Origin of the sequence: Embleya scabrispora (assembly GCF_002024165.1) — a bacterium.
GTDB classification, from domain to species: Bacteria; Actinomycetota; Actinomycetes; order Streptomycetales; family Streptomycetaceae; genus Embleya; species Embleya scabrispora_A.
Genome location: NZ_MWQN01000001.1, coordinates 5690178 through 5713542, shown reverse-complemented (window position 1 = coordinate 5713542; position 23365 = coordinate 5690178). Strand labels below are relative to the sequence as shown.

Here is a 23365-nt window from a genome sequence, read left to right as displayed (position 1 = left end):
TCCGCACGCCGACCCGATTTCGACCCATCGGCGCGGAACTCGGCCCGCCGACGCGCCCGTTCGCGCCCGCTCAGCGCAGCCGCAGCGCCAGGAAGAAGTCCACCTTGTCCTCCAGGCGGGCCAACTGACGCCCGGTCAGCTCCTCGATCCGGCCGATCCGGTAGCGCAGCGTGTTCACGTGTACGTGCAACCGCGCGGCGCACCTGGTCCACGACCCGTCGCAGTCCAGGAACACCTCCAGCGTGCCGATCAGGTCCGCCTGATGGCTCGCGTCGTACGCGCGCAACGGGTCCAGGAGCCGGCCCCGAAAGGCCCGGCGCACATCCTCGGGCACCGCGGCCAACAGCGCCACGTGCGAGGCGAGTTCCGCGTGCCCGACCACCTCGATCCGGCCCGGCCTGGTGCCGGCGATCCGGCCGGCGTGCCAGGCCTCCTCCAGGGCGCCGCGCAGCGCGTCGACGCGGGCCACCCGGGCGCTCACGCCGATGTGCGCCCGCAGGTCGTCCGTCGCGGGCCCGTCCAGCGCGGCCAGCCGCTCGCGCACCAGACCCGTGGTGGGATCCGGCTCGGCGCCGTCCCGGTCGTCCCGGCTCTCGCACGAGATCAGCGCCACCGCGCCGGTGCCGGCCGCCGACACCAGGGCGGGCGTCGGTCGATCCGCCAGCGCCTCCTCCAGAAGCACCCGGGCCAGTCGGGGTGCGTCGCGCACGGGCACGTCGGGCAGCGTGAGGGTGACGAACTGCCGGCGCCACGTGTCGCCCTCGTCCGGGTCGGCCACCCGCAGGCGCGTCGCCACCTCCATCGCGTCGGCGCCGGTCGCGAGCAGGTTCAGCACGTCCTCGGCCAGGCGGCGGGTGTGCCGGCGCCCGTCCTCGACCCGTTCCCGGCCCACCGAGACCAGCCGGACCAGTTCGCCGAGCAGCGCCTGGTGCCGGTCGGGCCAGTCGGTCACGTCGTCCTCGACCGCCAGGAACCAGTCGCCCCAGGCGTCCGGGTCGGCCGCGCCGCCCGCCTCGGGCACCGGCAGCAGCGAGAACGAGCGCCCGTCGACCCGGTGGCGGAACGGCACCCTGGCCCGGCGCTCGCGGGCGGCGAAGTGCGCGCGGGCCAGTTTGACCCGCAACCCCGGCGCCAGGTCCGGCCCGCCGGCGGCGGCCTGCCGCCCGATCAGCGAAAGCACCCAGCAGTGGATGTCGATGTCGGCCGCGACCAATCCGAGCACCCCGTCGAGCCCGGCCCCGCCGGCCGCCGCCTGGACCAGGCGCCGGTGCCGGTCGACCACCGCGGTCAGGTCGTCGGCCCGCTCGGCGGATATCCGCCGGACCACGAATTCGGTCAGGTGGGCGAAGGACAACTCCTCCTCGACCGCGAACAGCGGCAGGTGGTGCCGCTCGCAGGCGTCCACCAGATCGGCCGGGATGGCCCCGATCTCGGCCTCCCCCGCGGCCAGCGCGGTGGCTCCGCCCCGGGTCAGCACCCGGACGAACCGGTCCGAGTCGGCCGAACCCGAGCGCCAGCCCATCCCGGTCAGCACCAGGGCCCCGGCGGTCAGGTAGCGGCTGGGGTCGTGCAGGTCGGTGGTCATCACCGCCCGCACCGTGCGATCCAACTCCCCCTCGCCCACCAGCAGACGGATGCCGGCTATGCCGACGCCGGTCGTGCCATCGCCGAGAAGCGCGCGCAATCGCATCGACGGCCCCCTCTCGATCGAGCCGGCCACGGCGTCGGCCGCGCGGCGGATCCGTCATACCGGTTCGACGACCGGACGAACACTTGGAGAAAAGTACGGGAACACCCCCCGTGTGACACGCCTGGGTCATGTCTTTGGTGGGTACTCACAGTGACCTGCGTCTCGGTGTACTGGTGCGCACCCTCCCGTCCACGAAACGACCGGCCACACAACGACCGGTCACCACGCCCCGAGCGACGCGCCCCCGCGACGGGTACAGGGACGGCAGGGCCATACGCAAGGCAGAAGGAGAGACCCGACATGGAATTCCTGCGGCCCGCGACGTGGGAGGAGGCGCTCGCCGTCAAGGCGCAGCACCCGTCCGCGGTCCCGATCGCCGGTGGCACCGACGTGATGGTCGAGTTGAACTTCGACCGGCATCGCCCCGATGCCCTGGTGGATCTCAACCGTATTCGCGAGTTGCACGAATGGCGGATCGAGGACGACGACACGGTGCGCCTGGGCGCCTCCGTACCGTACGCGCGGATCATCGAGGCGCTGCACGACCGCCTGCCGGGGTTGTCCCTCGGCGCGCGCACGGTCGGCTCGCCGCAGATCCGCAACCGGGGTTCGGTCGGCGGCAACCTCGGCGGCGCCTCGCCGGCGGGCGACGCGCACCCGCCGCTGCTCGCCTCGGGCGCGACGGTGGAGGCGGCATCGGTGCGCGGCACCCGGCTGATCCCGATCGACGACTTCTATCTCGGCGTCAAGCGCAACGCGCTGGAGCCGGACGAGCTGATCCGGGCGATCCACATCCCGTCGGCGACCGGGCCGCAGCAGTTCGCCAAGATCGGCACCCGCAACGCGATGGTGATCGCCGTCTGCTCGTTCGCGATCGCGCTGCACCCGCGCACGCGGGACGTGCGCACCGGGATCGGCTCCGCCGCGCCCACCCCGCGGCGGGCGCACGAGGCGGAGAAGTTCATCCGGGCCGAGCTCGACGAGAGCGGCCTGTGGACCTCTGGCGGCGAATTGCCGCAGGCCACCGCGCGGCGTTTCGGCGAACTGGTGGCGGCGGCCGCCGCGCCGATCGACGACGTGCGCGGGTCGGCCGCGTACCGGCGCCACGCGCTGGCCGTGCTGGCGCGCCGCACCCTGCTCTGGACCTGGAACGACCACCGCACCGCCGGGAGGGCCGCCGCATGAGGGTCACATTCACCGTGAACGGCCGCCCGACCGAGGCGGACGACGTGTGGGAGGGCGAGAGCCTGCTCTACGTCCTGCGCGAGCGGGTCGGGCTGCCCGGTTCCAAGAACGCGTGCGAGCAGGGCGAGTGCGGCTCGTGCACGGTCTATCTCGACGGCGCCCCGGTGTGCGCGTGTCTGGTCGCCGCCGGACAGGTGCAGGATCGTGCGGTCGGCACGGTCGAGGGGCTGGCCGACGGGGACACGCTGGATCCGGTCCAGCAGGCGTTCGTGGACGCGGGCGCGGTGCAGTGCGGGTTCTGTACGCCGGGCCTGCTGGTCCAGACGCACGATCTGCTGAACCGGGCGCACCACCCCTCCGACGCGGAGATCCGCGAGGCGCTGTCCGGCAACCTGTGTCGCTGCACGGGCTACGAGAAGATCATGGACGCGGTCCGGTTGGCGGCCGCGCGCAAGGCCGACGCCCGCGGTACGGCCCCGGCCGGTTCGGAGGGCTGACGCCATGGCCGGTCCCACCATGCCGAAGAACCTCCTGGACGTCTGTGCGCCCGGTCGGGACGGCATCGGCGCGTCGCCCCTGCGTCCCGACGGGATCCTCAAGGTCAGGGGCGACTTCGCCTACGCCTCGGACCTGTGGCACGAGGACATGTTGTGGGGCACCACGCTGCGCAGCCCGCACGCCCGGGCCCGGATCCGGTCCGTGGACGTGTCCGCGGCGCTGGCCCTGCCGGGGGTGTACGCGGTGCTCACCCACGAGGACATCCCCGGCAGCAAGTTCTACGGCCTGGAGATCGCCGATCAGCCGGTGCTGGCCATCGACGAGGTGCGCTTCCACGGCGAACCGGTCGCGATCGTGGCCGCCGACCACCCCGAGACGGCGCGGCGCGCGGTGGACCGGATCGTGGTCGACTACGACGTGCTGCCGGCGATCGGACCGGCCCAGGCGCTGGACCCGGAGCGCTACGGCTACGTGCACGCGCCGGCCGACTACAAGGCGCACGCCTCGGGAAACGTCGTGCACAGCCAGCACATCCGCCACGGCGACGGGGACTCGGCGCAGGTGCGCGCGCGGGCCGAGGTGATCGTGCGCGGCGAGTACGAGGTCGGCATGCAGGACCAGGCGTTCCTGGGCCCGGAGTCGGGGCTCGCGGTGCCCGCCGAGGACGGCGGGATCGATCTGTACATCGCCACCCAGTGGCTGCACGTGGACCGGCAGCAGATGTGCCCGGTGCTCGGCCTGCCGCCGGAGAAGGTACGGCTGACCCTGGCCGGCGTCGGCGGCGCGTTCGGCGGGCGCGAGGACATCTCGATGCAGGTGCACGCGTGTCTGCTCGCGCAGTACACCGGCAAGCCGGTGAAGATCGTCTACAACCGCGAGGAGTCGTTCTTCGGCCACGTGCACCGCCACCCGGCGACGATGGTCTTCGAGCACGGCGCCACGCGGGACGGCCGACTGGTGTTCGTCCGGGCGGAGATCGTGCTGGACGGCGGCGCGTACGCGTCCTCGTCCCCCGCCGTGGTCGGCAACGCGGCCTCGCTCGGGATCGGTCCGTACGTGGTCCCGAATGCCTTGATCGACGCGACCGCCGTGTACACGAACAACCCGCCGTGCGGTGCGATGCGCGGCTTCGGCGCGGTCCAGATGTGCTTCGGCTACGAGTCCCAGATGGACCGGCTGGCCGCCGAACTCGGCCTGGATCCGGTGGAGTTGCGGCGGCTGAACGCGATGGAGCAGGGCTCGGTGCTGCCCACCGGGCAGGTCGTGGACGCCCCCGCGCCGGTGGCCGAACTGCTGCGCCGGGTCGAGGCGATGCCGCTGCCGGCGGCGGAGCACCGGCACACCGGCGACGGTGTGGACGTCCGCGAGTTGCCGGGCGGGGTGTCCAACAGCACGCACGGCGAGGGCGTCGTACGCGGGATCGGCTACGGCGTCGGGATCAAGAACGTCGGCTTCTCCGAGGGTTTCGACGACTACTCCACCGCGCGGGTCCGGCTCGAGGTGGTGGGCGGCGCGCCGGTCGCGCTGGTGCACACCGCGATGGCCGAGGTGGGCCAGGGCGGCGTCACGGTGCACGCGCAGATCGTGCGCACCGAGTTGGGCGTGGACCTGGTGACCATCGCGCCGGCCGATACGCGGGTGGGCTCGGCCGGGTCGACCTCCGCGTCGCGGCAGACGTACATGACGGGCGGCGCGGTCAAGTCGGCCGCCGAGGCCGTGCGCGGCGCGGTGTTCGAGCGCGGCCGGCTTCGCCGCGGCTGGCCGCCCGATCTCGTGGCGGGCCTGCGCCTGGTCGGCGGCAAGGTGGTCGATCGCGCCGACGCGGTCGTCGCCGACCTGGTCGACCTGCTCGGCGACGAACCCGTGGACGAGACGGTCGAGTTCCGGCACCGCCCCACCCAGGCGTTCGACCGGACCACCGGACAGGGCTTCGGGCACGTGCAGTACACCTTCTGCGCACATCGCGCGGTGGTGGACGTGGACGTGGAGCTGGGCCTGGTCAAGGTGGTCGAACTGGCCGCCGCGCAGGACGTCGGCAAGGCGATGAACCCGCTCGCGGTGCTCGGCCAGATCCACGGCGGCACCACCCAGGGGCTGGGTCTGGCGGTGATGGAGGAGATCGTGGTCACCGAGGGACGGGTGGGCAATCCGTCCTTCACGGACTACCTGATCCCCACCATCCTCGACACCCCGCCGATGCCGGTGGACGTACTCGAACTGGCCGACCCGCACGCCCCGTACGGGCTGCGCGGAGCCGGCGAGGCACCCACGTTGTCCGCGACGCCCGCGATCGTCGCGGCGATTCGCGCGGCGACCGGTCTGGCCCTGAACCGGGTGCCGATCCGGCCGGAACACCTCACCGGGACCTGAGACACCGTCAGTTCCGGTTTCCCCACCGTAGTACGGTCCCGGCGGCGGCGCAGACGCCTCCCCGGGGCCGGACCGGCCCGACCCCGCACGGCCGATCGCCGTGCCGTCGAGCGGACGCGCCCCCACGCAGGAAGGTCGTCGCGCCCGCCTGCCCGGAGCAGGCTCCGGGCGGTCGCGCCGCGCCGACTCGCTCCACCCCAACAACACCTAGACACTTGGGAGTGGGAAAGTGGCTCAGACATCGGTTCCGACGGAGCCCGGCGAGAATCCCCCGAATCCGCCACGCGGATCCGGGGCGAGCAGGGCCGGCGATCCGCCGCCGGCCGGCTCGTCCGGTTCGGGCGCGTTGGACACGTACTTCCGGATCAGCGCGCGCGGCAGCTCGGTGGGCCGCGAACTGCGCGGCGGCCTCACCACGTTCATGGCGATGGCGTACATCCTGCTGCTCAATCCGATCCTGCTGGGCGGCAAGGACGTCAAGGGGCATCAGCTCGACCCCGCGCAGATCACCACGATGACCGCACTGGCCGCGTTCATCACCACGGTGGCCATGGGCCTGATCGGCAACGTGCCGCTGGCACTGGCCGCGGGCCTGTCGGTGGCCGGCGTGGTGGGCAACCAGGTCGCGGCCGAGATGACCTGGCCGCAGGCGATGGGCCTGTGCGTGATCTACGGCCTGATCATCATGCTGATGGTCGTCTCGGGGCTGCGCGAGCGGATCATGAACGCCATCCCGATGGCGCTCAAGCACGCGATCACCATCGGTATCGGCCTGTTCATCGCGATGATCGGACTGAACAAGGCGGGCGTGGTGACCGAGAACGCCGCGCCGGGGGGACCGCCGGTGACGCTCGGCCCGGCCGGTGAACTGGCCGGCTGGCCGGTGCTGGTCTTCGCGGTCACGGTGCTCGTCATCTTCATGCTGATGGCCCGCGACATCCGCGGCGCGATCCTGATCGGCCTGGTCTTCGGCACCGTGTTGGCGATGGTGGTCAACGCCATCGTCGACATATCCGACAAGACCTGGGGCGGCGGCGTGCCGAACCTGCCGGACAAGGTGGTCGACGCGCCGGACTTCGGGCTGTTCGGCGAGGTGAGCGTGTTCGGCGGCTTCGCCGAGGCCGGCGGCATCACCGCTTCCGTCCTGGTGTTCACCCTCGTCTTCGCGGGCTTCTTCGACGCGATGGCCACCATCATCGGCATCGGCACCGAGGCCGAGCTCGTGGACGACGAGGGCCGGATGCCCGGGCTGTCCAAGGCCCTGGCCATCGACGGTGCGGGGGGCATCGTCGGTGGGGTGACCAGCTCGTCCGGTCAGACCGTCTTCATCGAATCGGCGACCGGCGTCGGCGACGGCGCCCGCACCGGGCTGTCCAGTGTGGTCACCGGCGCGATCTTCGGCCTGATGTTGTTCTTCACCCCGATCGCCGGCGTGGTCCCCGACCAGGTCGCCGCCGCCGCGCTCGTGGTGATCGGCTCGATGATGATCACCCAGGTCAAGCACATCGACTGGGACGACAAGGCCGCGGCGATCCCCGCGTTCCTGACCATCGTGCTGATGCCGTTCACGTACTCGATCACCGCGGGCGTCGCCGCCGGCGTGATCGCCTACACGCTGATCAGGGCCGCCCAGGGCAGGTTCCGCGACATCGGCCCGCTGATGTGGATCCTCACCCTGGCCTTCCTCGTGTTCTTCGCCCTGCATCCGATCAAGGAGTGGTTGGGCGTCAGCTGACGCCCGCACACCGCACCACCCACACCCCCAGGAGACGTCGATGCTCGACCTCGGGACCGAACTCGCGGCATGGCGCCGGGCGGGAACGCCATACGCCCTGGCCACCGTCGTCGGCGTCGACGGGAGCGCCCCCCGCCCCCGGGCGCGGCGCTCGCCGTGGGCGCCGACGGCACGGTCGTCGGCAGCGTCTCCGGCGGGTGTGTGGAGGCTGCGGTGTACGAGTTGTGCCGCGAGGCGCTGGCGAGCGGCACCCCGGTGCTCCAACGCTTCGGCTACAGCGACGAGGACGCCTTCGCGGTAGGGCTGACCTGCGGCGGAGTAATCGACGTCTTCGTGCAACGCGCCGGCGACGCGACGGTGGAGGCGGCCCTGGCCGCGGCCGAACGGGACATCCCCGTGGCCGCGGCCCGCGTCGTGGCGGGTCCGGCGGCGCTGGTGGGGCGGGCGATCACGGTCGTGGACGCGGCGCGCGGAGCAGGCGGCGGCTCCGGCGCCCCGGAGTCGGCGGTGACCGGCACGTTCGGCGCCGATCCCGCGCTGGACGCATCCGTGGTGGCGCAGGCCCGGGCCATGCTCGGCCCGGGCCGCACCGGCCTGGTCACGCTGCGCCCGGACGGCCGCCCGTGCCCGGAGTCGGCCCCCGACGACATCACCGTCTTCGTGGAGACCCGCACCCCGCCCCCGCGCCTGCTCGTCTACGGCGCGATCGACTTCGCGGCGGCGGTGACCCGGATGGGCAACCTGCTCGGCTACCGGGTGACGGTGTGCGACGCGAGGGAGGTGTTCGCCACGCGGCGGCGGTTCCCCGACGCGGACGAGGTGATCGTGGACTGGCCGCACCGCCACTTGGCCTCGGTCGCGGACACCCTCGACGCCCGCACGGTGATCACCGTCCTGACCCACGACCCGAAGTTCGACGTCCCCCTCCTGGACCTGGCGCTGCGCCTGGACCTGGCCTACGTCGGCGCCATGGGCTCGCGCCGCACCCACGAGGCGCGCCTGACCCGGCTGCGCGACATCGGGCTCACCGAGCAGGAGTTGGCCGCGCTGCACTCCCCCATCGGCCTGGACCTCGGCGCCCGCACCCCCGACGAGACGGCCCTGTCCGTCTTCGCCGAGGTGGTGGCCACCCGCACCGGCGCCACGGCCCGCCCCCTACGCACCGCCACGGGGCCCATCCACCACGCGGCGTGACCCTGCCCCTCGCACGACTCCCGGTCCCGAGCCGCGCCCAACGCGTGAACCGCGGCGCGGCCAACGGCGATAGTCCAGGGTGTGCGCCTGTTTTTCGCAAACCGCCCCGACCCGCCGCCCATCACCGAGGATTCCACCGACACCGACCTGCTTGCCGCCGTCGCCGCCGGCCGCCAGGAGGCGCTGCGCATCCTGCACACCCGCCACGCCCCCTGGCTGCGCGCCCGACTGGCCCGGCGCTGTGCCGACGCCGACCTCGTCGACGACGCGATCCAGGACACCTTCGTCGCGGTGTGGCGCGGAGCGGGGCGCTTCGATCCGGCAGGCGGCGAACCGGCCGCCTGGATCTGGACCATCGGCATCCGTCGGCTCGTCTCCCTGCTGCGGGTCCGGCGCATACCCGCGATCGAACTCCACGCCGACCACGCCACCACCGCCTCCGCCGAGGACCTGGTCCTGCTCGGCGTCGAACACACCGACGTCGGCGACGCGATCGCCCGGCTCTCCCCCGAGTTGCGCGCGGTGATCGAGGCCACCGTGCTGGACGGACTCAGCACCGGCGAGGCCGCCCGGCTCCTCGGGATCCCCCAGGGCACCGTCAAGACCAGGGCGATGCGCGCCCGGGCCCGGCTGAGGGAGTTGCTGACATGAGCACCTGGCACATCCCCGAACCGCTGCTCGCCCGCTACCTGACCGGTGGGCTGCCCGTTCCGCACGTGATGTCGATCGAGGCACACCTGGCCGCCTGCCCGAGTTGTCGCGCAGACGTCCCGGTCGACCCGGACTGGCTGGCCCACTCCTGGGCCGGCATCGACGCCGCGATCGACCGACCCCCGTGGCCGGAACGGGCGTTGGCCCGCCTCGGCGTACGCCCGCACGTGGCACGCCTGTTGACCGCGACGCCCGCGCTCAGCCGGGCCTGGCTGCTCGCGGTGATCGCGGTACTGGCCTTCGGCACCGCCGCCGCGCACCTGGCCGGCGACACCCCGGGGGTCCTGCTCGCATTCCTGGTCGGTGCGCCGGTGTTGCCGCTCGCCGGGGTGGCGCTGGCCTACGGCCCGGGCGTGGACCGGGCATACGAGGTGCAGGCGGCCACCCCGCTCGCCGGATCCCGCCTGCTGCTTCTGCGCGGGGGTGCCGTCCTGGTCACCGCCGCCGCGCTCACCGGCCTCGCCGCGCCCTTCCTGCCGGGACCCGCCGGCCTGGGCGCCGCATGGCTGCTGCCCGCACTCGCCCTGACCCTGGCCTGCCTCGCGATCGGCACCCGCCTGCCGCTGCCGCTCGCGGCGGGCGGCCTGACTCTCGGCTGGGTCGTGGTGGTGCTCGGCACCCAACGGGTCGATCGATACCTGCTGTTCGCCCCCGGCGCCCAGGCCGGGTGGGCCTGCGCGGTGCCGCTGTTGGCGCTCGTCGTGTACGCCCGCCGCCGCCGGTTCGATCCCGGCTCCCCGTCCGCCACACCGCGCTTTCGGAGCATGCGATGACCACTACGGCCACGACCGTGCGCGTGAGCGCGCTGCGCAAACGATACGGATCCCGAGCGGTGCTGGACGGGCTCGACCTGAGCCTGGGCGTCGGGGTGACCGGACTGCTCGGGCCCAACGGCGCGGGCAAGACCACGCTGATCCGCTGCCTGGCCACCACGCTCGCCCCGGACGACGGCTGGATCGAGGCGCTCGGCCTGAACCCGGCCGTCGCCGACGAGCGCACCGAACTCCGGCGTCGACTGGGCTACTTGCCGCAATCACCCGGCTTCTACCCGCATTTCACCGCGTTCGACCTGGTCGACTACGTCGCCGTGCTCAAGGACCTGACCAATCGTCGGGAACGGCACCGCGAGGTCCGTCGGGTACTCGACGAAGTGGACCTGGGCGATCGGGCCGACACGAAGGTGCGCAGGCTCTCCGGTGGCATGAAGCAGCGCCTCGCCCTGGCCCAGGCATTGCTCGGCGCACCCGAGTTGGTGGTCCTCGACGAGCCGACGGTCGGCCTCGACCCGGACCAGCGCATGCGGTTTCGCTCGCTTGTCTCCCGGCTCGGCGAGCGGCTGACCGTGGTGTTGTCCACGCATCAGACCGAGGACGTCGCCGCGCTGTGCGAGCGGGTGATCGTGTTGGCCGCCGGCCGCGTGGCGTTCACGGGCACCCCGGCCACACTCGCGGCAAGTGCGGCGGATCGGGTCTGGCGCACCGGGGGGCGGCCGGCAAAGGGGCGCTACTGGCGAGCGGCGGACGGGAGTTACCGGGTGCTGGGCGATCCGCCGCCGGGTGGGGTGCCCGATGAGCCGACGGTGGAGGACGGCTACCTGCTGTGCCTGGACGCGGTCGACCCGGCGGTCATCCGATGACGCTGTTTCGGCTGGAGGTTCGCCGACTCGCGGCCCACCCGCTGCCGTGGTTGTCGGCGATCGCGGCGCCGGCCCTCCAGCTGAACGACGTGCACGATCGGGCACCGGACCTGACCGTGGAGTCGGTGCAACTGGCCGGGTACGGGCTGCTGATCGCGGCCTGCGTGTTGTTCGCGACCAACACGGCCGCCGCGCGCGACCGACGCCACGGGACCACCGAGGCGTTCGACGCGCTGCCCTGCCGGCCCGAGGCCCGTAGCCGCGCGGTGGCGCTGGCGGGGATGGTGGTCGGGGCTCTGCTCGCGGCGGCGGCGTGCGGGGTGTACCTGGTCGTGCGCCACGCGCAGGGCAACGTCGCCGGGCGGCTCGACCCGTTCGAACCGCTCGCGCTGGTCGCGGCGACGGCGTTGGCCGCCGTCCTGGGCGTGGTGTTGGCCCGATGGCTGCCGTCGGTGATCGCCGCGCCGATCGTGGTGGTCGTGATCGCCCTGGCGACGCTGCTCAACCGCAATCGGCCCGAGCTGGGCTTCGGCGGATTCGGCGCCTGGTTCCTGCCGATCGTACTGCGCCAACGACCCGACTGGCCGAGTCGGCCCAGTGCGCTGCACCTGTTGTACCTGGTCGCGGCGGCGGTGGCGTGCGGTGCGTTGGCCCTGCTCCGGCACGGAAGGCGGCCGGGGCGGTCGGCGGTGTTCGGCGTCGCCCTCGCGGTCGCGGTGACCGCCGGCGCGGTGGCCACGGCGCGCGCCGAGGATCCGTCCACGATTCCGCCCGGCCGCGGCCCCCGACCCGGTGTGACGGCCGTCGACCATCGGGTCAGGGCGCACTGGTTCGGCCCCGACGCCCAACGCTGCGAGGTCCGCGACGGGGTCACCTATTGCGCGTTCCGCGACTACACGGCGTGGATCCCGCTGTGGGCGCACGCGGTCGGCCCAGTCGCCGCCGGCCTGCCCGCCGCTGCGCGCGATCGGCTGCCGGTGGTGCGCCAGGTGACCGGAACGTGGTCGTGGTTCGTCGACTGGCCGCCGCACTCGGTACGGACCGGCCTGGTCTGGGTCCGCTCCCCCGCCTACCGGACGATGCTCGCGGGCGGATTCGCCGCCGAGGCGACCGGTCTCGGCACCGAGGGCTGCGACGCCCGGGGACAGGCGCGCACGGTAATCGCGCTGTGGTTGCTCGGCCGGGCCGGATATCCCATCGACCCCAGGCCGGTGCGGATGGACCTGATTCCCGGCTGGACGGTGGGCCGCTCGAACCCGCTCGGTCGCGGCTACGGGCAGGCCGAGGTGACCTACGCCCGGCGACTGCTCGCCGATCCGGGCGCGCGGGAGCGGATCGGAGCGCACTGGGACGCCCTCATGACGGCACCGCTCGCCGAGGCTCTGCCGCTGCTCGGCCTCACCGCCGACATCCCGATCCCGGCCGCCGGGGAGCAACCGTGCGCCTGATCCCCAACCGGGCGGTACACCCCACCCCGGGCACCACCTCCCGCGGCCCGCGTGCCGGCCGCGCCCTGCGCACCGCCCGCGCTCTGCGCACCGCCCGCGCCCTGCTGCCCGCCGTGATCCGAGCGATCGACTGGGTCCCGTTCCTCGCCGTCGCTCCGATCGCCGTCTGGGTGGCCGCGGTGGGCGCGCCGAGGCCCGACGAGGCGGTGACGTGTCTACGGGTCGCGGCCGTCCTGCTCGGCGCCGCCTCGGCCGTCGCGCCGGTCGACCCGATGGAGTCGAGCACCGCCGCCCTCCCGGTCCCCCGCGCGCTGCGCCAGGGTCTGCGTGCCGTCGTCGCGCTGCTCCCGATCGCCCTCGTCTGGAGCGTGGCGGCCGTCGTGGTCATCCGGCGCTCGCCCGCCGCGCTGCCCTGGGTCGGCCTGACCCTGGAGGCCGCCGTACTGGCCACCGCGACCCTGGCCGCCGCCGCGTGCGCCGTCCACCGCGTGCCCGGCAAGATCGCCGCGCCCACCGCGATCGGCTCCGTGCTGACCCTGGTCGCCGCGACCCTTGCGCTGCCCACCCCGCCCTGGCCGGAAGCGGGTGCGACCGACTGGACCGGCATCCACCTCGCCTGGGCCGCCGCGCTCTCGATCGCCGTACTGGTCCTGCTGCGGGCCGACCACCGCCCGTTCGGCCGGTCGGGCTGACCCGCTTGCTCGCGCCGCGAGGCCCCCGGCGCGCCGGGGGCCTCGCGGTGGCTCGACACCTGTCGCACGCGGCGACCGGGCGAGCCCGGCGATCAGTCCCGCTTGAGGGAGCCCTTGATCTTGTTGATCGCCTCGTTGGCCTTGTCCTTGGCGCCCTCGACGGCCTGCTTGGCCTTGGCCGAGCCCTGGTCCTGCTGCCCCTCGTCCCGCAGGTCCTCGTTGCCGGTCGCCTCGCCGACCTTCTCCTTGGCCTGTCCGGCTGCGTCCTGGGCCTTGTTGCGGATGTTGTCGTCGATGCCCATGTCTCGGGTCTCCTGTCGCGGTAGACCGCGCGCGTCCGTTGATCGCGCGACGTCCGGCCCGACCTATAACCGGAAACGACCGGTTTGACACCCACACACGGCCTTCGTGATCTTTCTCATCGGATCACCCGTGCCGCACACGGGTGCTCTCCCGCTCATCGGGCCCGCGAGATCTCGACGTTCTCCAGGACCCCCAGGGCGTCAGGGACCAGTACCGCCGCCGAGTAGTAGGCGGTGACCAGGTAGGAGATCAGCGCCTGCTCGTTGATGCCCATGAAGCGCACCGACAGGCCCGGCTGGTACTCGTCGGGCAGACCGGTCTGGTGCAGACCCACCACACCCTGGTCGTCCTCGCCGGTACGCATCACCAGGATCGAACTGGTGCGCTCCGGCGAGATCGGGATCTTGTTGCACGGGAAGATCGGCACGCCGCGCCAGGCCGGGATCTGGTTGCCGCCCACGTCGACCGTGGTCGGGTACAGGCCGAGCCGGCTGCACTCGCGGCCGAACGCGGCGATCGTGCGCGGGTGGGCCAGGAAGAACCTGGAGCCGCGTCGCCGGCTGAGCAGTTCGTCCATGTCGTCGGGGGTGGGCGGGCCGGACTGGGCCTGGATGCGCTGGTCGTAGTCGGCGTTGTGCAGCAGCCCGAATTCCCGGTTGTTGATCAGCTCGTGTTCCTGGCGCTCGCGCAACGCCTCGATGGTCAGCCGCAACTGCTGCTCGATCTGATCCATCGGGTGGTTGTACAGATCCGCGACCCGGCTGTGCACCTTGAGCACGGTCTGGGCGGCGCTCAACTCGTATTCGCGCGGGTTGAGTTCGTAGTCCACGAAGCTGCCCGGCAGCAGCGCCTCGCCGTGGTGGCCGGCGGACATCGGAATCTCCGCCTCGCCCTTGGCGTTCTGCGGCCGACTGGTGTCCTCGGCGTATTCGATCAGGTGTGTGCGCAACGCGTCGGCCTGCACCGCGTCGAACGCTTCCCGGGTCATCTCGAGGACGATGACCGAGGTGGCCGCGGTCGCCGTGTACCCCCACGTGGCGTCCCGGTCGACGAGCATGCGCTCGCCGAAGTGGTCGCCGTCGCCGTGCAGTCCGAGCACGGTGCGGTCCCCGTAGGGGCCCTCGCCGAAGCGGTTGATCTTGCCGTGCACGACCAGGAAGACCCGGTCGGTCGGCTCCCCCAGGGTCGCCAGCGTCTCCCCAGCGGCAAACTCCCGCCGCACGAACCGGTCCGCCAGGGCGCGCAGCACCTCCTCGTCCTCGAACCCGCGCAGCGGCGCCAACTCGCCCAACTCCGCCGGGATCACCCGCACATCGGAACCGGTCTGGACGAACTGGACCCGGCCGTCCCCCACCCGGTAGCTCAGCCGTCGGTTGACCCGGTACGTACCACCCGATACCTGGACCCACGGCAGCATCTTCAGCAGCCATCGCGACGTGATGTCCTGCATCTGCGGGACGGTCTTGGTGGTCGTCGCGAGATTCCGCGCCGCCTCCGTCGCGAGACTCGAACGGGCCTGCGTGTCCTGGGCGTCACCTTCGGTGTGCGCCCCAGCATCGATCGACAACGATTCCGCCTCCCCTGGATGAACCCTTTGCGCGGTCAATCGTTGCCGCTGCGCCGGCGGCCGGCCATTACCCGAACGAGTGAGACTGGTGGGGGCGGGAATTGGCTAAATAGCTCTGACAGAGGGTTATCGGGCCGTGCGGTCGCGCAGCGCGGTCAGGGCCGTTCGGGTCAGTCGGCCCGGCAGCCGCAGTCGGGCCACCCCGCCGTCCGGGAAGACCTCGATGCGCACGTGCGTGACCGGGGGCGCGTCGGTGAAGCGGAATCGGTGCCGGGTGTCCGGCTGGACCCGGGTGCGCGGCAGCAGTTCGAACCACGCGTCGGGATCCACTCCCGCGTCGCTGCCGGCCAGCGCCACCCAACCCGGCGCGTTTCCGAGGTAGTTGTCGATATCGATTTCGGCGCCCAGGAGTTCGGCCCGGCCGACCAGGCGCACCCGCACCCAGTCGTGGCCGTCGTCGCGCCGCCTGCGGGTCTCCCAGCCCTCGCCCATCACGCGCGAGCGGCCGGGCGCGTTGAGGTTGTGCGGTGAGGAGAAGTAGCGGTCGCTGGCCGCCTCGGCGACCCCGCCGTACTCCTGCGCCGCGAGGTCCACGGTAAGCCCGTCGAGCCAGGCCGGATCCGGTATCGCCTCGCCGTGCACCCGCAGTCGGGCCACCCCGCCGTCGGGGAAGATGTTCAGTCGTACATGGGTGAACCGCCGTGCCACGGCGACCTCGAAGGGATGCGCGGTGTCGCCCTTCAGTTCCGTGCGGGCGACGATCGTGGTCCATGCCACCGCCGGGTCGAGCAGTTCCTCGACCGAGGGTGTGCCGGGCACGGAGGCGGCCTCGACCGAGGCGCGCGGCGGATGGTTCCCGGTGAAGAACGCCGTGTCGATCACGACCCCGCGCACGATGCCGGGCACGCCCAGGCGCACGATCGCCCAGTCGTGCGCGTCCGGTTCGGGGTGCGGGTGTGCGGCCGAGGGCCCGCGCCGGCGGCGGGTCTCCCAGCCGTCCATGATCTGCCCTCTGGGGCCGAACGTGTGCGGCGCGAAAACCGGCGGCTCGGCCCGGAGCAGGTTCTCCTTCTCGGCGAACCACTCGTCGTTGGCGGCGACCACGCCGGCGCCGAGCGCGCGCGAGGCCAGATCGATGTAGGCGGTGAAGTCGGTGGTCATGGCGAATCTCCTCGTCGTAACCGGAGTCGACAACCGCGGGCGAACGCTCGCGGCTGGTGGAGGCCACTCGGACGAGGCGGGCCGTGGCCGCGCAGGCGGCGCATGGCGGGGGTGATCACGCGGCCGTCCCCACGCGGTCCAGGAGGCGCCCGCGCGGGGTGCCGTGTACGTTCACGGGCGCGCCCGCGAGCCACGTGGTGCGGACCACGCCGGTGAGCGTGCGACCGGCGTAGGGGGTGGCCGGATTGCGGTGGTGCAGTCTGCCCGGGTCCACCGTGAACACCGCGTCCGCGTCGAACGCGATCAGGTCCGCGTCGTATCCGGGCGCGATCGTGCCCTTGCGGGCGAGGCCGACCAGGCGCGCCGGCCCGGTCGACATCAGCGCGACCACCTCCGCCAGCGCCAGGCCGCGCGCCCGGGCCTCGGTCCACACCGCGGGCAGGCCCAGTTGCAGGGAGGCGATGCCGCCCCACGCGGTGGCGAAGTCGCCGACGTCGAGCCGCTTGAGATCGCTGGTGCACGGCGAGTGGTCGGAGACCACCGCGGCGAACGCGCCCGCCTCGATCCCGTGCCACAGCCGCTCGCGGTTGTCCTCGGAGCGGATCGGCGGGCAACACTTGAACGTGGTGTCGCCGGCCGGCACCCCCTCGGCGATCAGCGTCAGATAGTGCGGACAGGTCTCGGCGGTGACCGCGATCCCGTCCGCGCGGGCGGCGGCGAGCAGCGGCAGTACGTCCGCCGAGGACACGTGCAGCACGTGCACCCGTGCGCCGGTGCGCTCGGCGGTGTCCAACAGGTGCCCGACGGCGACCGTCTCCGCCGCGTCCGGTCGGGAGGCGAGAAAGTCGGCGTAGGCCCGACCGGGTACCTGCGGCGCGGCGTCCAGGATCCGCGGCGCCTCGGCGTGGATGATCGCGAGGGCGCCCAGTCGGGCCTGTTCGGTCAGCGCCTCGGCCAGCTCGGCGGCGTCCAGGTGCGGGAACTCGTCCACGCCGGAGGGCGCCAGAAAACTCTTGAAGCCGTACACGCCGGCCCGATGCAGCGCGGCCAACTCACCCGTATTGCCCGGTATCGCCCCACCCCAGAAGCCCACGTCCACGTACACCCGCCCGCGTGCCGCGTCCCGTTTGACCCGCAGCGCGTCGACCGTGACGGTGGCCGGTATCGAGTTGAGGGGCATGTCGATCAGCGTGGTCACCCCGCCGGCGGCCGCGGCCCGGGTGGCGCTGGTGAAGCCCTCCCACGCGGTGCGGCCGGGCTCGTTGATGTGTACGTGGGTGTCCACCAGGCCCGGCAGCAGGGCGACATCGCCCAGGTCCTCGATCGGCGCGCCGCCGGCGGCGGTGCCGTGGGGCAGCACCTCGGCGATCCGGTCGCCGGCCACGACCACGTCGGCGGGCCGCTCCCCGTCCGGGGTGAACACTCGGCGCGAGCGCAGCACGAGGGTGGAGGTGTGGGTCACGACGCGTCCTCCGATGCGGTGAGCAGGTCGCGGGCCAACCGCTCGCCCGCGATCTCGGCGAGGGCGCCGGCGCGGGTCAGGCTGTCGGGGCCCAGTTCGGTCAGCGCGTAGGCGGCGGCGATGCCGGCCGCGTCGAGTCGGTCCCGGCTCAGCTCGACGCGGCCGCACACCACCGCCACGGGCACCCCCGGGCCCGAGCGGCGGCGGCCACCCCGGCCGGGGCCTTGCCGTGCAGGGTCTGTGCGTCCAGGCTGCCCTCGCCGGTGACCACGAGTCGGGCCCCGTCGAGCAGTTCCGCGAAGCCCAGGAGGTCGAGCAGCAGGCCGATGCCGGGACGCACGGTCGCGCCGAGCAGCGCCAGCGCGCCGAATCCGGCGCCGCCGGCCGCCCCCGCGCCGGGGGCGTCGGCCAAGGCCGGGGCGACCACCTCCGCCCAGCGCGCGAGGGCCGCGTCGAGCACGGCCACGTCGTCGGGTGTGGCGCCCTTCTGCGGCCCGTACACCGCCGCCGCGCCCAGGGGGCCGAGCAGCGGATTGTCCACGTCCGAGGCGATCACCACCTCGACGCCGGCCAGCCGCGCGGCCAGGGCCGGGGCGCCGTCGATCCGGTGCAACTCGCGCAGCGCGGCCCCGCCCCGGGGCAGGTCCGCGCCGGCCGCGTCGAGGAGGCGCACCCCCAGCGCCCGGACCAGGCCCGAACCACCGTCGGTGCCGGCGGCGCCGCCCAGGCCGAGCACGATCCGGGTGCAGCCCAGTTCGAGCGCGCGGGCGATCAACTCGCCCACGCCGGTGGTGTCGGCGGTCAGCGGCTCGGGTCCGGCGGGGAGCCGGGCCGCCCCCGAGGCCTCGGCCAGTTCGACCACGGCGGTGGCGCCGAGCACCGCGAACGCCGCGTCGACGGGCCGCCCCGTGGGTCCGCTCACCCGCGCCGGGATCCGGACGAAGCCGGCCGCCACCGCCGCGTCGACCGTGCCCTCACCCCCGTCGGCGACGGGCAACACGCGGATCTCCGCGTCCGGCCGTACCCGGCGAATCCCGGCGCCGATCCGGGCCGCGGCCTCCACCGCGGTCAGGGTCCCCTTGAACTTGTCGGGGGCCAGCACGACGACCGGGCCCATGCGCTACTCCTTCGGGTGGGCTGTGCGGAGGGTGGCTGTGCGGGAGGGCGGGCTGTGCGGGAGGTGGGCCGTGCAGAGGGCACAGTCAACTACGCGGCCGCCGTTTCGGGCAGGCCCGACGGGGCCGCCCGGTGACGCGGGCACGACACCTGGAACGGGATCGACGTCACCGGGCGGAATCGAGGGGAGCCAGGGCCCGCTACGGCACCGGCTCGAACTCCCTGACCGCGTCGATCGCCGGCCCGTGCGGCGTGTTCGCCTCACGCTCGATCATGATCTCCACCAGGACCGGCCGCGAGGTGCGCTGCGCCTCCTTGCGGGCCCACTCGATGGTCGGGCGGATGTCGCCCGGCTCGATCACCCGCTTGCCCGAACAGCCGTAGGCCTCCATCAACTTGACGTTGTCGGTGCCGACCTCGTCGTAGTGGATGTCGACCTGGTAGTTCATCTCATAGGGGATCGACGCCTGCCGGATCAGGCCCAGATACTCGTTGTTGATCATGATGATCACGAACGGCACGTTGTACTGCGCCGCCACGGCCAGTTCCTCGACCAGGTATTGGAAGCCGTAGTCGCCGACGATCCCGACCACTTCGGCGTCCGGGTCGCTGTGCTCGAGCGCCTTCTTGACCCCGATCGCCGCCGGGATCTCCCAGCCGAGCGGCCCGGCCTGGCCGCAGACCTGGTAGTGGCGCGGCTTGTACGCCTTCTGGTGCTGGCCGCCCCAGATCTGGTAGAGCCCGATCGCGGTGACGAAGTAGGTGTTCGCGTCGAAGATCTCGTTGATCTCCTTATACACGCGCGGCGCCTTGATCGGCACGGTGTCGAAGTCCTCGCGCCGGGTCAACGACGCGCGCAGCTCCTGGATCCGCGCGACCCAGGTGCCCGCCTCGCGGCGGATGCCGCGCTCCTTGGCGGCGGCCAGGATCGCCTGAAGGAACAGCCGGGTGTCCGAGACGATGCCCAGGTCCGGCTCGAACACCTTCCCGATCTGGGTGGGTTCGATGTCGACGTGAATGAACGTCCGCTCGCCCCGGTACACATCGAGCGTGCCCGTGTGCCGGTCGCCGAAGCGGGCGCCGAGCGCGAGCACCAGGTCCGACTCCAGGAACGAGGCGTTGCCGTAGCGCTGCGAGGTCTGCACGCCGGTCATCCCGCTGTAGAGCGCGTGGTTCTCGTCGATCGACCCCTTGCCCATCAGGGTGACCTGCACCGGGACCTGGAGCAGTTCGGCGAGTTCGACCAGTTCTTCGTGCGCCTCGCCGATGATCACCCCGCCGCCGGAGAGCAGCAGCGGGCGTTCGGCGGCAAGCAGCAGGTCCAACGCGGCCTCCACCCGCGGCGGGTGCGGGTGCACCTCGTTCACCGGCAGTGGCGCGTCCACCTCCGGGTCCCACCAGATCTCCTGCCGCTGCACGTCGAGCGGCAGGTCGATCAGCACCGGACCCGGGCGGCCCGAGCGGGCCAGCCGAAACGCCTCTCGGAAGATCCACGGAGCCTGCGCGGCCTCCTTGACCTGCACCGACCACTTGGTCACCGGTTTGGCGATCGCCACGATGTCGACCGCCTGGAAGGCCTCCTGATGCAGCTTGTCGGAGACCGCCTGACCGGTGACGCACACGATCGGGATGGAGTCGGCGAGCGCGGTGTACAGGCCGGTGATCATATTGGTGCCGGCCGGACCGGACGTGCCGATCGCGACGCCGACACCGCCGTTGGTCCGGGCCCAGCCGTCGGCCATGTGGGTCGCGCCCTCTTCGTGCCGGACGATCAGGTGCTCGACCCCGCCGACCGCCTCCAGGGCCGCGTAGAGCGGCAGGATGGCCGCGCCGGGGCAGCCGAACACGGTGCCCACGCCCTCCGACTTCAGCACCTCCACCACGACGTTCATGACCGGAACACGACGGGGTGCCATCAGTTGTCTCCCTGCTTCGAAACGCTGTCCTCGGTGCCCACGGCCGCCGAACCGCCCTGGCGGGCATGGCCGTTGAGCCGTTCCAGGCCGAGCAGCAGACCGCAGTGGTCCAGGCCGCCGCCGCCTTGGGCGCGCAGCGACGCGACGAGTTGCGCGGTGAGTCCGGCGAGCGGCAGCACGAGGTCGAACTCGCGGGCCGACTCGGTGACGATGCCCATGTCCTTGTGGTGCAGGTCGATCCGGAAGCCCGGCGTGAAGTCGCGGTCGCGCATCACCCGCCCCTTGCGGTCCAGGACCGCACTGCCGGCCAGCCCGCCGGCGAGCACCTTCAGCCCGGCCTCGGTGTCCACTCCCGCGCGCTCCAGGAACAGCAGTGCCTCGGCGACGAGTTGGATGTTGCCCGCGACGATCAGTTGGTTCGCGGCCTTGACCGTCTGACCCGCGCCGTGCGGACCGACGTGCACGATCGTCCGGCCGAGCACCTCGAACAGCGGCAGTGCGGCGGCGAAGTCCTGTTCGGTGCCGCCGACCATGATCGAGAGCACCGCCTCGATCGCCCCCGCCTCGCCGCCGCTGACCGGCGCGTCCAACACGCGCAGTTCGCGCTCGGCGCCGGCCTCGGCCACCGCGATCGAGGTGCCGGGCTTGATCGAGCTCATGTCGATCACGAGGGTGCCGGGCGCGACCGTCTCCAGCACGCCGCCCGCGCCGAACATCACCCGCTCGACCTGCGGGTCGGCCGGGACCATGGTGATCACCACGTCCGCGTGGCGCACCGCGTCGGCGATGTCCGCCGCGCCCTCGCCGCCGGCCGCGACCAGCCGGTCGATCGCGGCCCGCTCCAGGTCGTATCCGGTGACCCGGTGGCCGGCCCGGACCAGATGGGCCGCCATCGGGCCGCCCATGATGCCCAGACCGATGAACCCGATCCGCTTGGTGTCCCCCGCGCCGGTCATCCGGCCCCTCCTCCGCTGCCGCGCACCTCGCGCGTGAGCCAGCCGAAGCTGTCCGCGGTGGCGCCGACCGGCTTGTATTCGAGGCCGACGCGCCCGGTGTACCCGGCGGCGACGAGTCGGCGGAACAGGTCGTCGAAGTCCAGCTCGCCGGTGCCGGGTTGCCCCCGTCCGGGGGTGTCGGCGATCTGCACGTGGCCGAAGCGGTCGGCGTGCGCGTCGATCACTTCCGCCGGCTCCTCGCCGTTGCGGGCGAGGTGGTAGAAGTCGGCCAGGAAGGCCGTGTTGCCCAGGCCGGTCTCGGCGTTCACCTTGTCCACCACGGCGAGCGCGTCGGCCGCGGTGACGAGCGGGTAGCGCGGGTTCTCCGGGGTGTTCAGTGCCTCGATCAGCACGGTCGCCCCGACCCGCTCGGCGGCCGCGGCCGCCGACACCAGGTTCTCCAGGGCGAGTTCGTCCTGGGCCCGCGGATCCACGCCGTCCTCCCGGTTGCCGTACAGCGCGTTCAGCGCACGGCACCCCAGACTCCCGGCGAAGCCGGTCGCCACGTCGATGTTGGCCCGAAATCGTGCCGCCTCGGCGGGCCGGGACAGCAGGCCGCGATCCCCGGCGGGCATGTCCCCGGCGTCGAAGTTCAGCCCGACCAGGGCGACGCCGGCGTCGCGGACGGCCCGGGCCAGCGCGTCCAGCTCGGCGTCGGCGGGAGTCGGCCCGGCGAAGGGCCACCACAGCTCGATCTCGGTGAAGCCGGCCTCGGCGGCGGCTGCGGGCCTTTCGAGGAGCGGGAGTTCGGTGAAGAGGATCGAGAGATTGATGTCGAAGCGCGGTTCGCGAGCGCTCACGGGATCACCTCTTCCACGTCGATTCCATCATGCGGAAGTAATATTCTGCTCACCGGAAGCATGCCATGCGGATTCAACACTTTGTCAAGGGTGGGTGCGCGGCAGTCTGGCCTGCCCGGGATCGGCCGGCTAGGGTTCGGGCGTGCGATTGCGGATGGAGTTCTCGACCGAGCCGTTCGATCTGGACGGCGTGCCGGCCCATGCCCTGGAGGCCCGACGCGTCCTCGACGAAGCGGGTCTCGACGTGGAGGTCGGCCCGTTCGGCACGACCGCCGAGGGCGAGGCCGAGGTGGTGCTCGCCGCGTTGGACCGGGTGTGCCGAGGCGCGTTCGGGGTCGGCGCGTCCCGCGTCTCGGTCCAGGTGACGACCGTGCCGCAGACATCGGGAGGCCGGACGTGAGCACCGCCGAACACCCCCTGTCCGCCGCGATCAAGCCCCTGGTGACCGCGATCGGCGCCGAGTTCGTCCCGGTCGGCGACGCCGGCCCCGAGGACGTCGTGCTCGACTGGGAGGGCCGCCCCGCCGTCGCCGTACGCCTGCCCGGCCTCGGCAGCGCCCTGGACCGCCTCCTCGGCGACGCCGAACGCCAGTACGGCCCGCTGGCCGACCTCGACCGCAAGGACAAGCAGCGCGTGGTCCGCACCCTCGAACAACGCGGCGCGTTCACCATCCGCCACGGCGTCGAGACGGTGGCCGCGGCCCTGGGAGTGAGCCGCTTCACCGTCTACAACTACCTGAACCGCGACGCGCGCCCCTGACCCGAGACCTCACGACCTCCCCGGTGATCCACTTCAACAAACTGTTGACGATCGGGATTGGCAGCGCCTAGCGTTCCGGCCAGTGCCGACGCCGGGTAGTCGCTCGGGCGTGGTGCTCACCTCTGGA

General features: G+C 72.7%; 19 protein-coding genes and 2 pseudogenes. 12 read left to right on the top strand and 9 right to left on the bottom strand.

Translation table 11 applies throughout. From position 1 onward, the window contains the following. Positions 1-70 precede the first annotated feature (70 nt). The gene (locus B4N89_RS25190; RefSeq protein ID WP_078979611.1) at positions 71-1690 is read right to left on the bottom strand and encodes a PucR family transcriptional regulator; all 1620 of its coding nucleotides are present in this window, start codon (positions 1688-1690) and stop codon (positions 71-73) included. 300 nt (positions 1691-1990) lie between these two features. Between B4N89_RS25190 and B4N89_RS25185 the strand changes: the two genes are divergently transcribed. The 10 genes and pseudogenes from B4N89_RS25185 (at position 1991) to B4N89_RS25140 (ending at position 13159) form a co-directional block, all read left to right on the top strand. Further along, on the top strand, positions 1991-2875 hold the full coding sequence (locus tag B4N89_RS25185; RefSeq protein WP_078978088.1) for an FAD binding domain-containing protein: 885 nt from the start codon (positions 1991-1993) through the stop codon (positions 2873-2875). Then, a complete protein-coding gene (locus tag B4N89_RS25180) occupies positions 2872-3372 on the top strand; it encodes a (2Fe-2S)-binding protein (RefSeq protein WP_078978087.1) in 501 nt (166 codons plus the stop codon). Before B4N89_RS25185 ends, B4N89_RS25180 begins: the two co-directional genes overlap by 4 nt. A 4-nt stretch (positions 3373-3376) precedes the next feature. Beyond that, complete coding sequence (pucD, locus tag B4N89_RS25175; protein ID WP_078978086.1) at positions 3377-5743, top strand: xanthine dehydrogenase subunit D; 2367 nt, start codon at positions 3377-3379, stop codon at positions 5741-5743. Positions 5744-5972: 229 nt separating this feature from the next. Further along, positions 5973-7478 (top strand): NCS2 family permease, encoded by a 1506-nt coding sequence (locus B4N89_RS25170; RefSeq protein ID WP_078978085.1) that lies wholly within the window; start codon positions 5973-5975, stop codon positions 7476-7478. A gap of 40 nt (positions 7479-7518) precedes the next feature. Beyond that, positions 7519-8672, top strand: a pseudogene (locus B4N89_RS25165) (XdhC family protein). A 120-nt stretch (positions 8673-8792) separates the two neighbouring features. Then, on the top strand, positions 8793-9323 hold the full coding sequence (locus B4N89_RS25160) for an RNA polymerase sigma factor (protein ID WP_078979610.1): 531 nt from the start codon (positions 8793-8795) through the stop codon (positions 9321-9323). Then, positions 9320-10156, top strand: coding sequence for a zf-HC2 domain-containing protein (locus tag B4N89_RS25155; protein ID WP_078978084.1), 837 nt, complete (start codon positions 9320-9322; stop codon positions 10154-10156). Before B4N89_RS25160 ends, B4N89_RS25155 begins: the two co-directional genes overlap by 4 nt. Beyond that, positions 10153-11019: an ATP-binding cassette domain-containing protein gene (locus B4N89_RS25150; RefSeq protein WP_078978083.1), complete on the top strand. Its 867-nt coding sequence runs from the start codon at positions 10153-10155 to the stop codon at positions 11017-11019. Before B4N89_RS25155 ends, B4N89_RS25150 begins: the two co-directional genes overlap by 4 nt. Beyond that, the gene (locus B4N89_RS25145) at positions 11016-12467 is read left to right on the top strand and encodes a hypothetical protein (protein ID WP_078978082.1); all 1452 of its coding nucleotides are present in this window, start codon (positions 11016-11018) and stop codon (positions 12465-12467) included. The genes B4N89_RS25150 and B4N89_RS25145 overlap by 4 nt, the downstream gene beginning before the upstream one ends. Further along, complete coding sequence (locus tag B4N89_RS25140) at positions 12458-13159, top strand: hypothetical protein (RefSeq protein WP_078978081.1); 702 nt, start codon at positions 12458-12460, stop codon at positions 13157-13159. Before B4N89_RS25145 ends, B4N89_RS25140 begins: the two co-directional genes overlap by 10 nt. Positions 13160-13251: 92 nt before the next feature. On the opposite strand, the gene B4N89_RS25135 is transcribed toward B4N89_RS25140, so the two are convergent. The 8 genes and pseudogenes from B4N89_RS25135 to B4N89_RS25100 form a co-directional block, all read right to left on the bottom strand. Next, complete coding sequence (locus B4N89_RS25135; RefSeq protein WP_078978080.1) at positions 13252-13461, bottom strand: CsbD family protein; 210 nt, start codon at positions 13459-13461, stop codon at positions 13252-13254. 155 nt (positions 13462-13616) lie between these two features. Continuing rightward, positions 13617-15023, bottom strand: a complete 1407-nt coding sequence (locus B4N89_RS25130; RefSeq protein ID WP_414646429.1) for a family 2B encapsulin nanocompartment shell protein — start codon at positions 15021-15023, stop codon at positions 13617-13619. A 132-nt stretch (positions 15024-15155) separates the two neighbouring features. Then, positions 15156-16190 carry an allantoicase gene (alc, locus tag B4N89_RS25125; RefSeq protein ID WP_078978078.1) on the bottom strand — a complete coding sequence of 345 codons (1035 nt, stop codon included), beginning with the start codon at positions 16188-16190 and terminating at the stop codon, positions 15156-15158. Between the two features lie 115 nt (positions 16191-16305). Continuing rightward, on the bottom strand, positions 16306-17652 hold the full coding sequence (gene allB, locus B4N89_RS25120; RefSeq protein ID WP_078978077.1) for an allantoinase AllB: 1347 nt from the start codon (positions 17650-17652) through the stop codon (positions 16306-16308). Further along, positions 17649-18769, bottom strand: a pseudogene (locus B4N89_RS25115) (glycerate kinase). The gene allB and the pseudogene B4N89_RS25115 overlap by 4 nt, the downstream one beginning before the upstream one ends. A gap of 199 nt (positions 18770-18968) precedes the next feature. Then, positions 18969-20684 carry a glyoxylate carboligase gene (gene gcl / locus B4N89_RS25110; protein WP_078978076.1) on the bottom strand — a complete coding sequence of 572 codons (1716 nt, stop codon included), beginning with the start codon at positions 20682-20684 and terminating at the stop codon, positions 18969-18971. Continuing rightward, complete coding sequence (locus B4N89_RS25105; protein WP_078978075.1) at positions 20684-21640, bottom strand: 2-hydroxy-3-oxopropionate reductase; 957 nt, start codon at positions 21638-21640, stop codon at positions 20684-20686. The genes gcl and B4N89_RS25105 overlap by 1 nt, the downstream gene beginning before the upstream one ends. Continuing rightward, positions 21637-22479, bottom strand: coding sequence for a hydroxypyruvate isomerase family protein (locus B4N89_RS25100; protein ID WP_078978074.1), 843 nt, complete (start codon positions 22477-22479; stop codon positions 21637-21639). Before B4N89_RS25100 ends, B4N89_RS25105 begins: the two co-directional genes overlap by 4 nt. Positions 22480-22621: 142 nt before the next feature. Between B4N89_RS25100 and B4N89_RS25095 the strand changes: the two genes are divergently transcribed. Together B4N89_RS25095 and B4N89_RS25090 are read left to right on the top strand one after the other, a co-directional pair. Beyond that, the gene (locus B4N89_RS25095) at positions 22622-22879 is read left to right on the top strand and encodes a thiamine-binding protein (protein ID WP_078978073.1); all 258 of its coding nucleotides are present in this window, start codon (positions 22622-22624) and stop codon (positions 22877-22879) included. Next, positions 22876-23238, top strand: coding sequence for a helix-turn-helix domain-containing protein (locus B4N89_RS25090; RefSeq protein ID WP_078978072.1), 363 nt, complete (start codon positions 22876-22878; stop codon positions 23236-23238). The genes B4N89_RS25095 and B4N89_RS25090 overlap by 4 nt, the downstream gene beginning before the upstream one ends. Positions 23239-23365 lie beyond the last annotated feature (127 nt).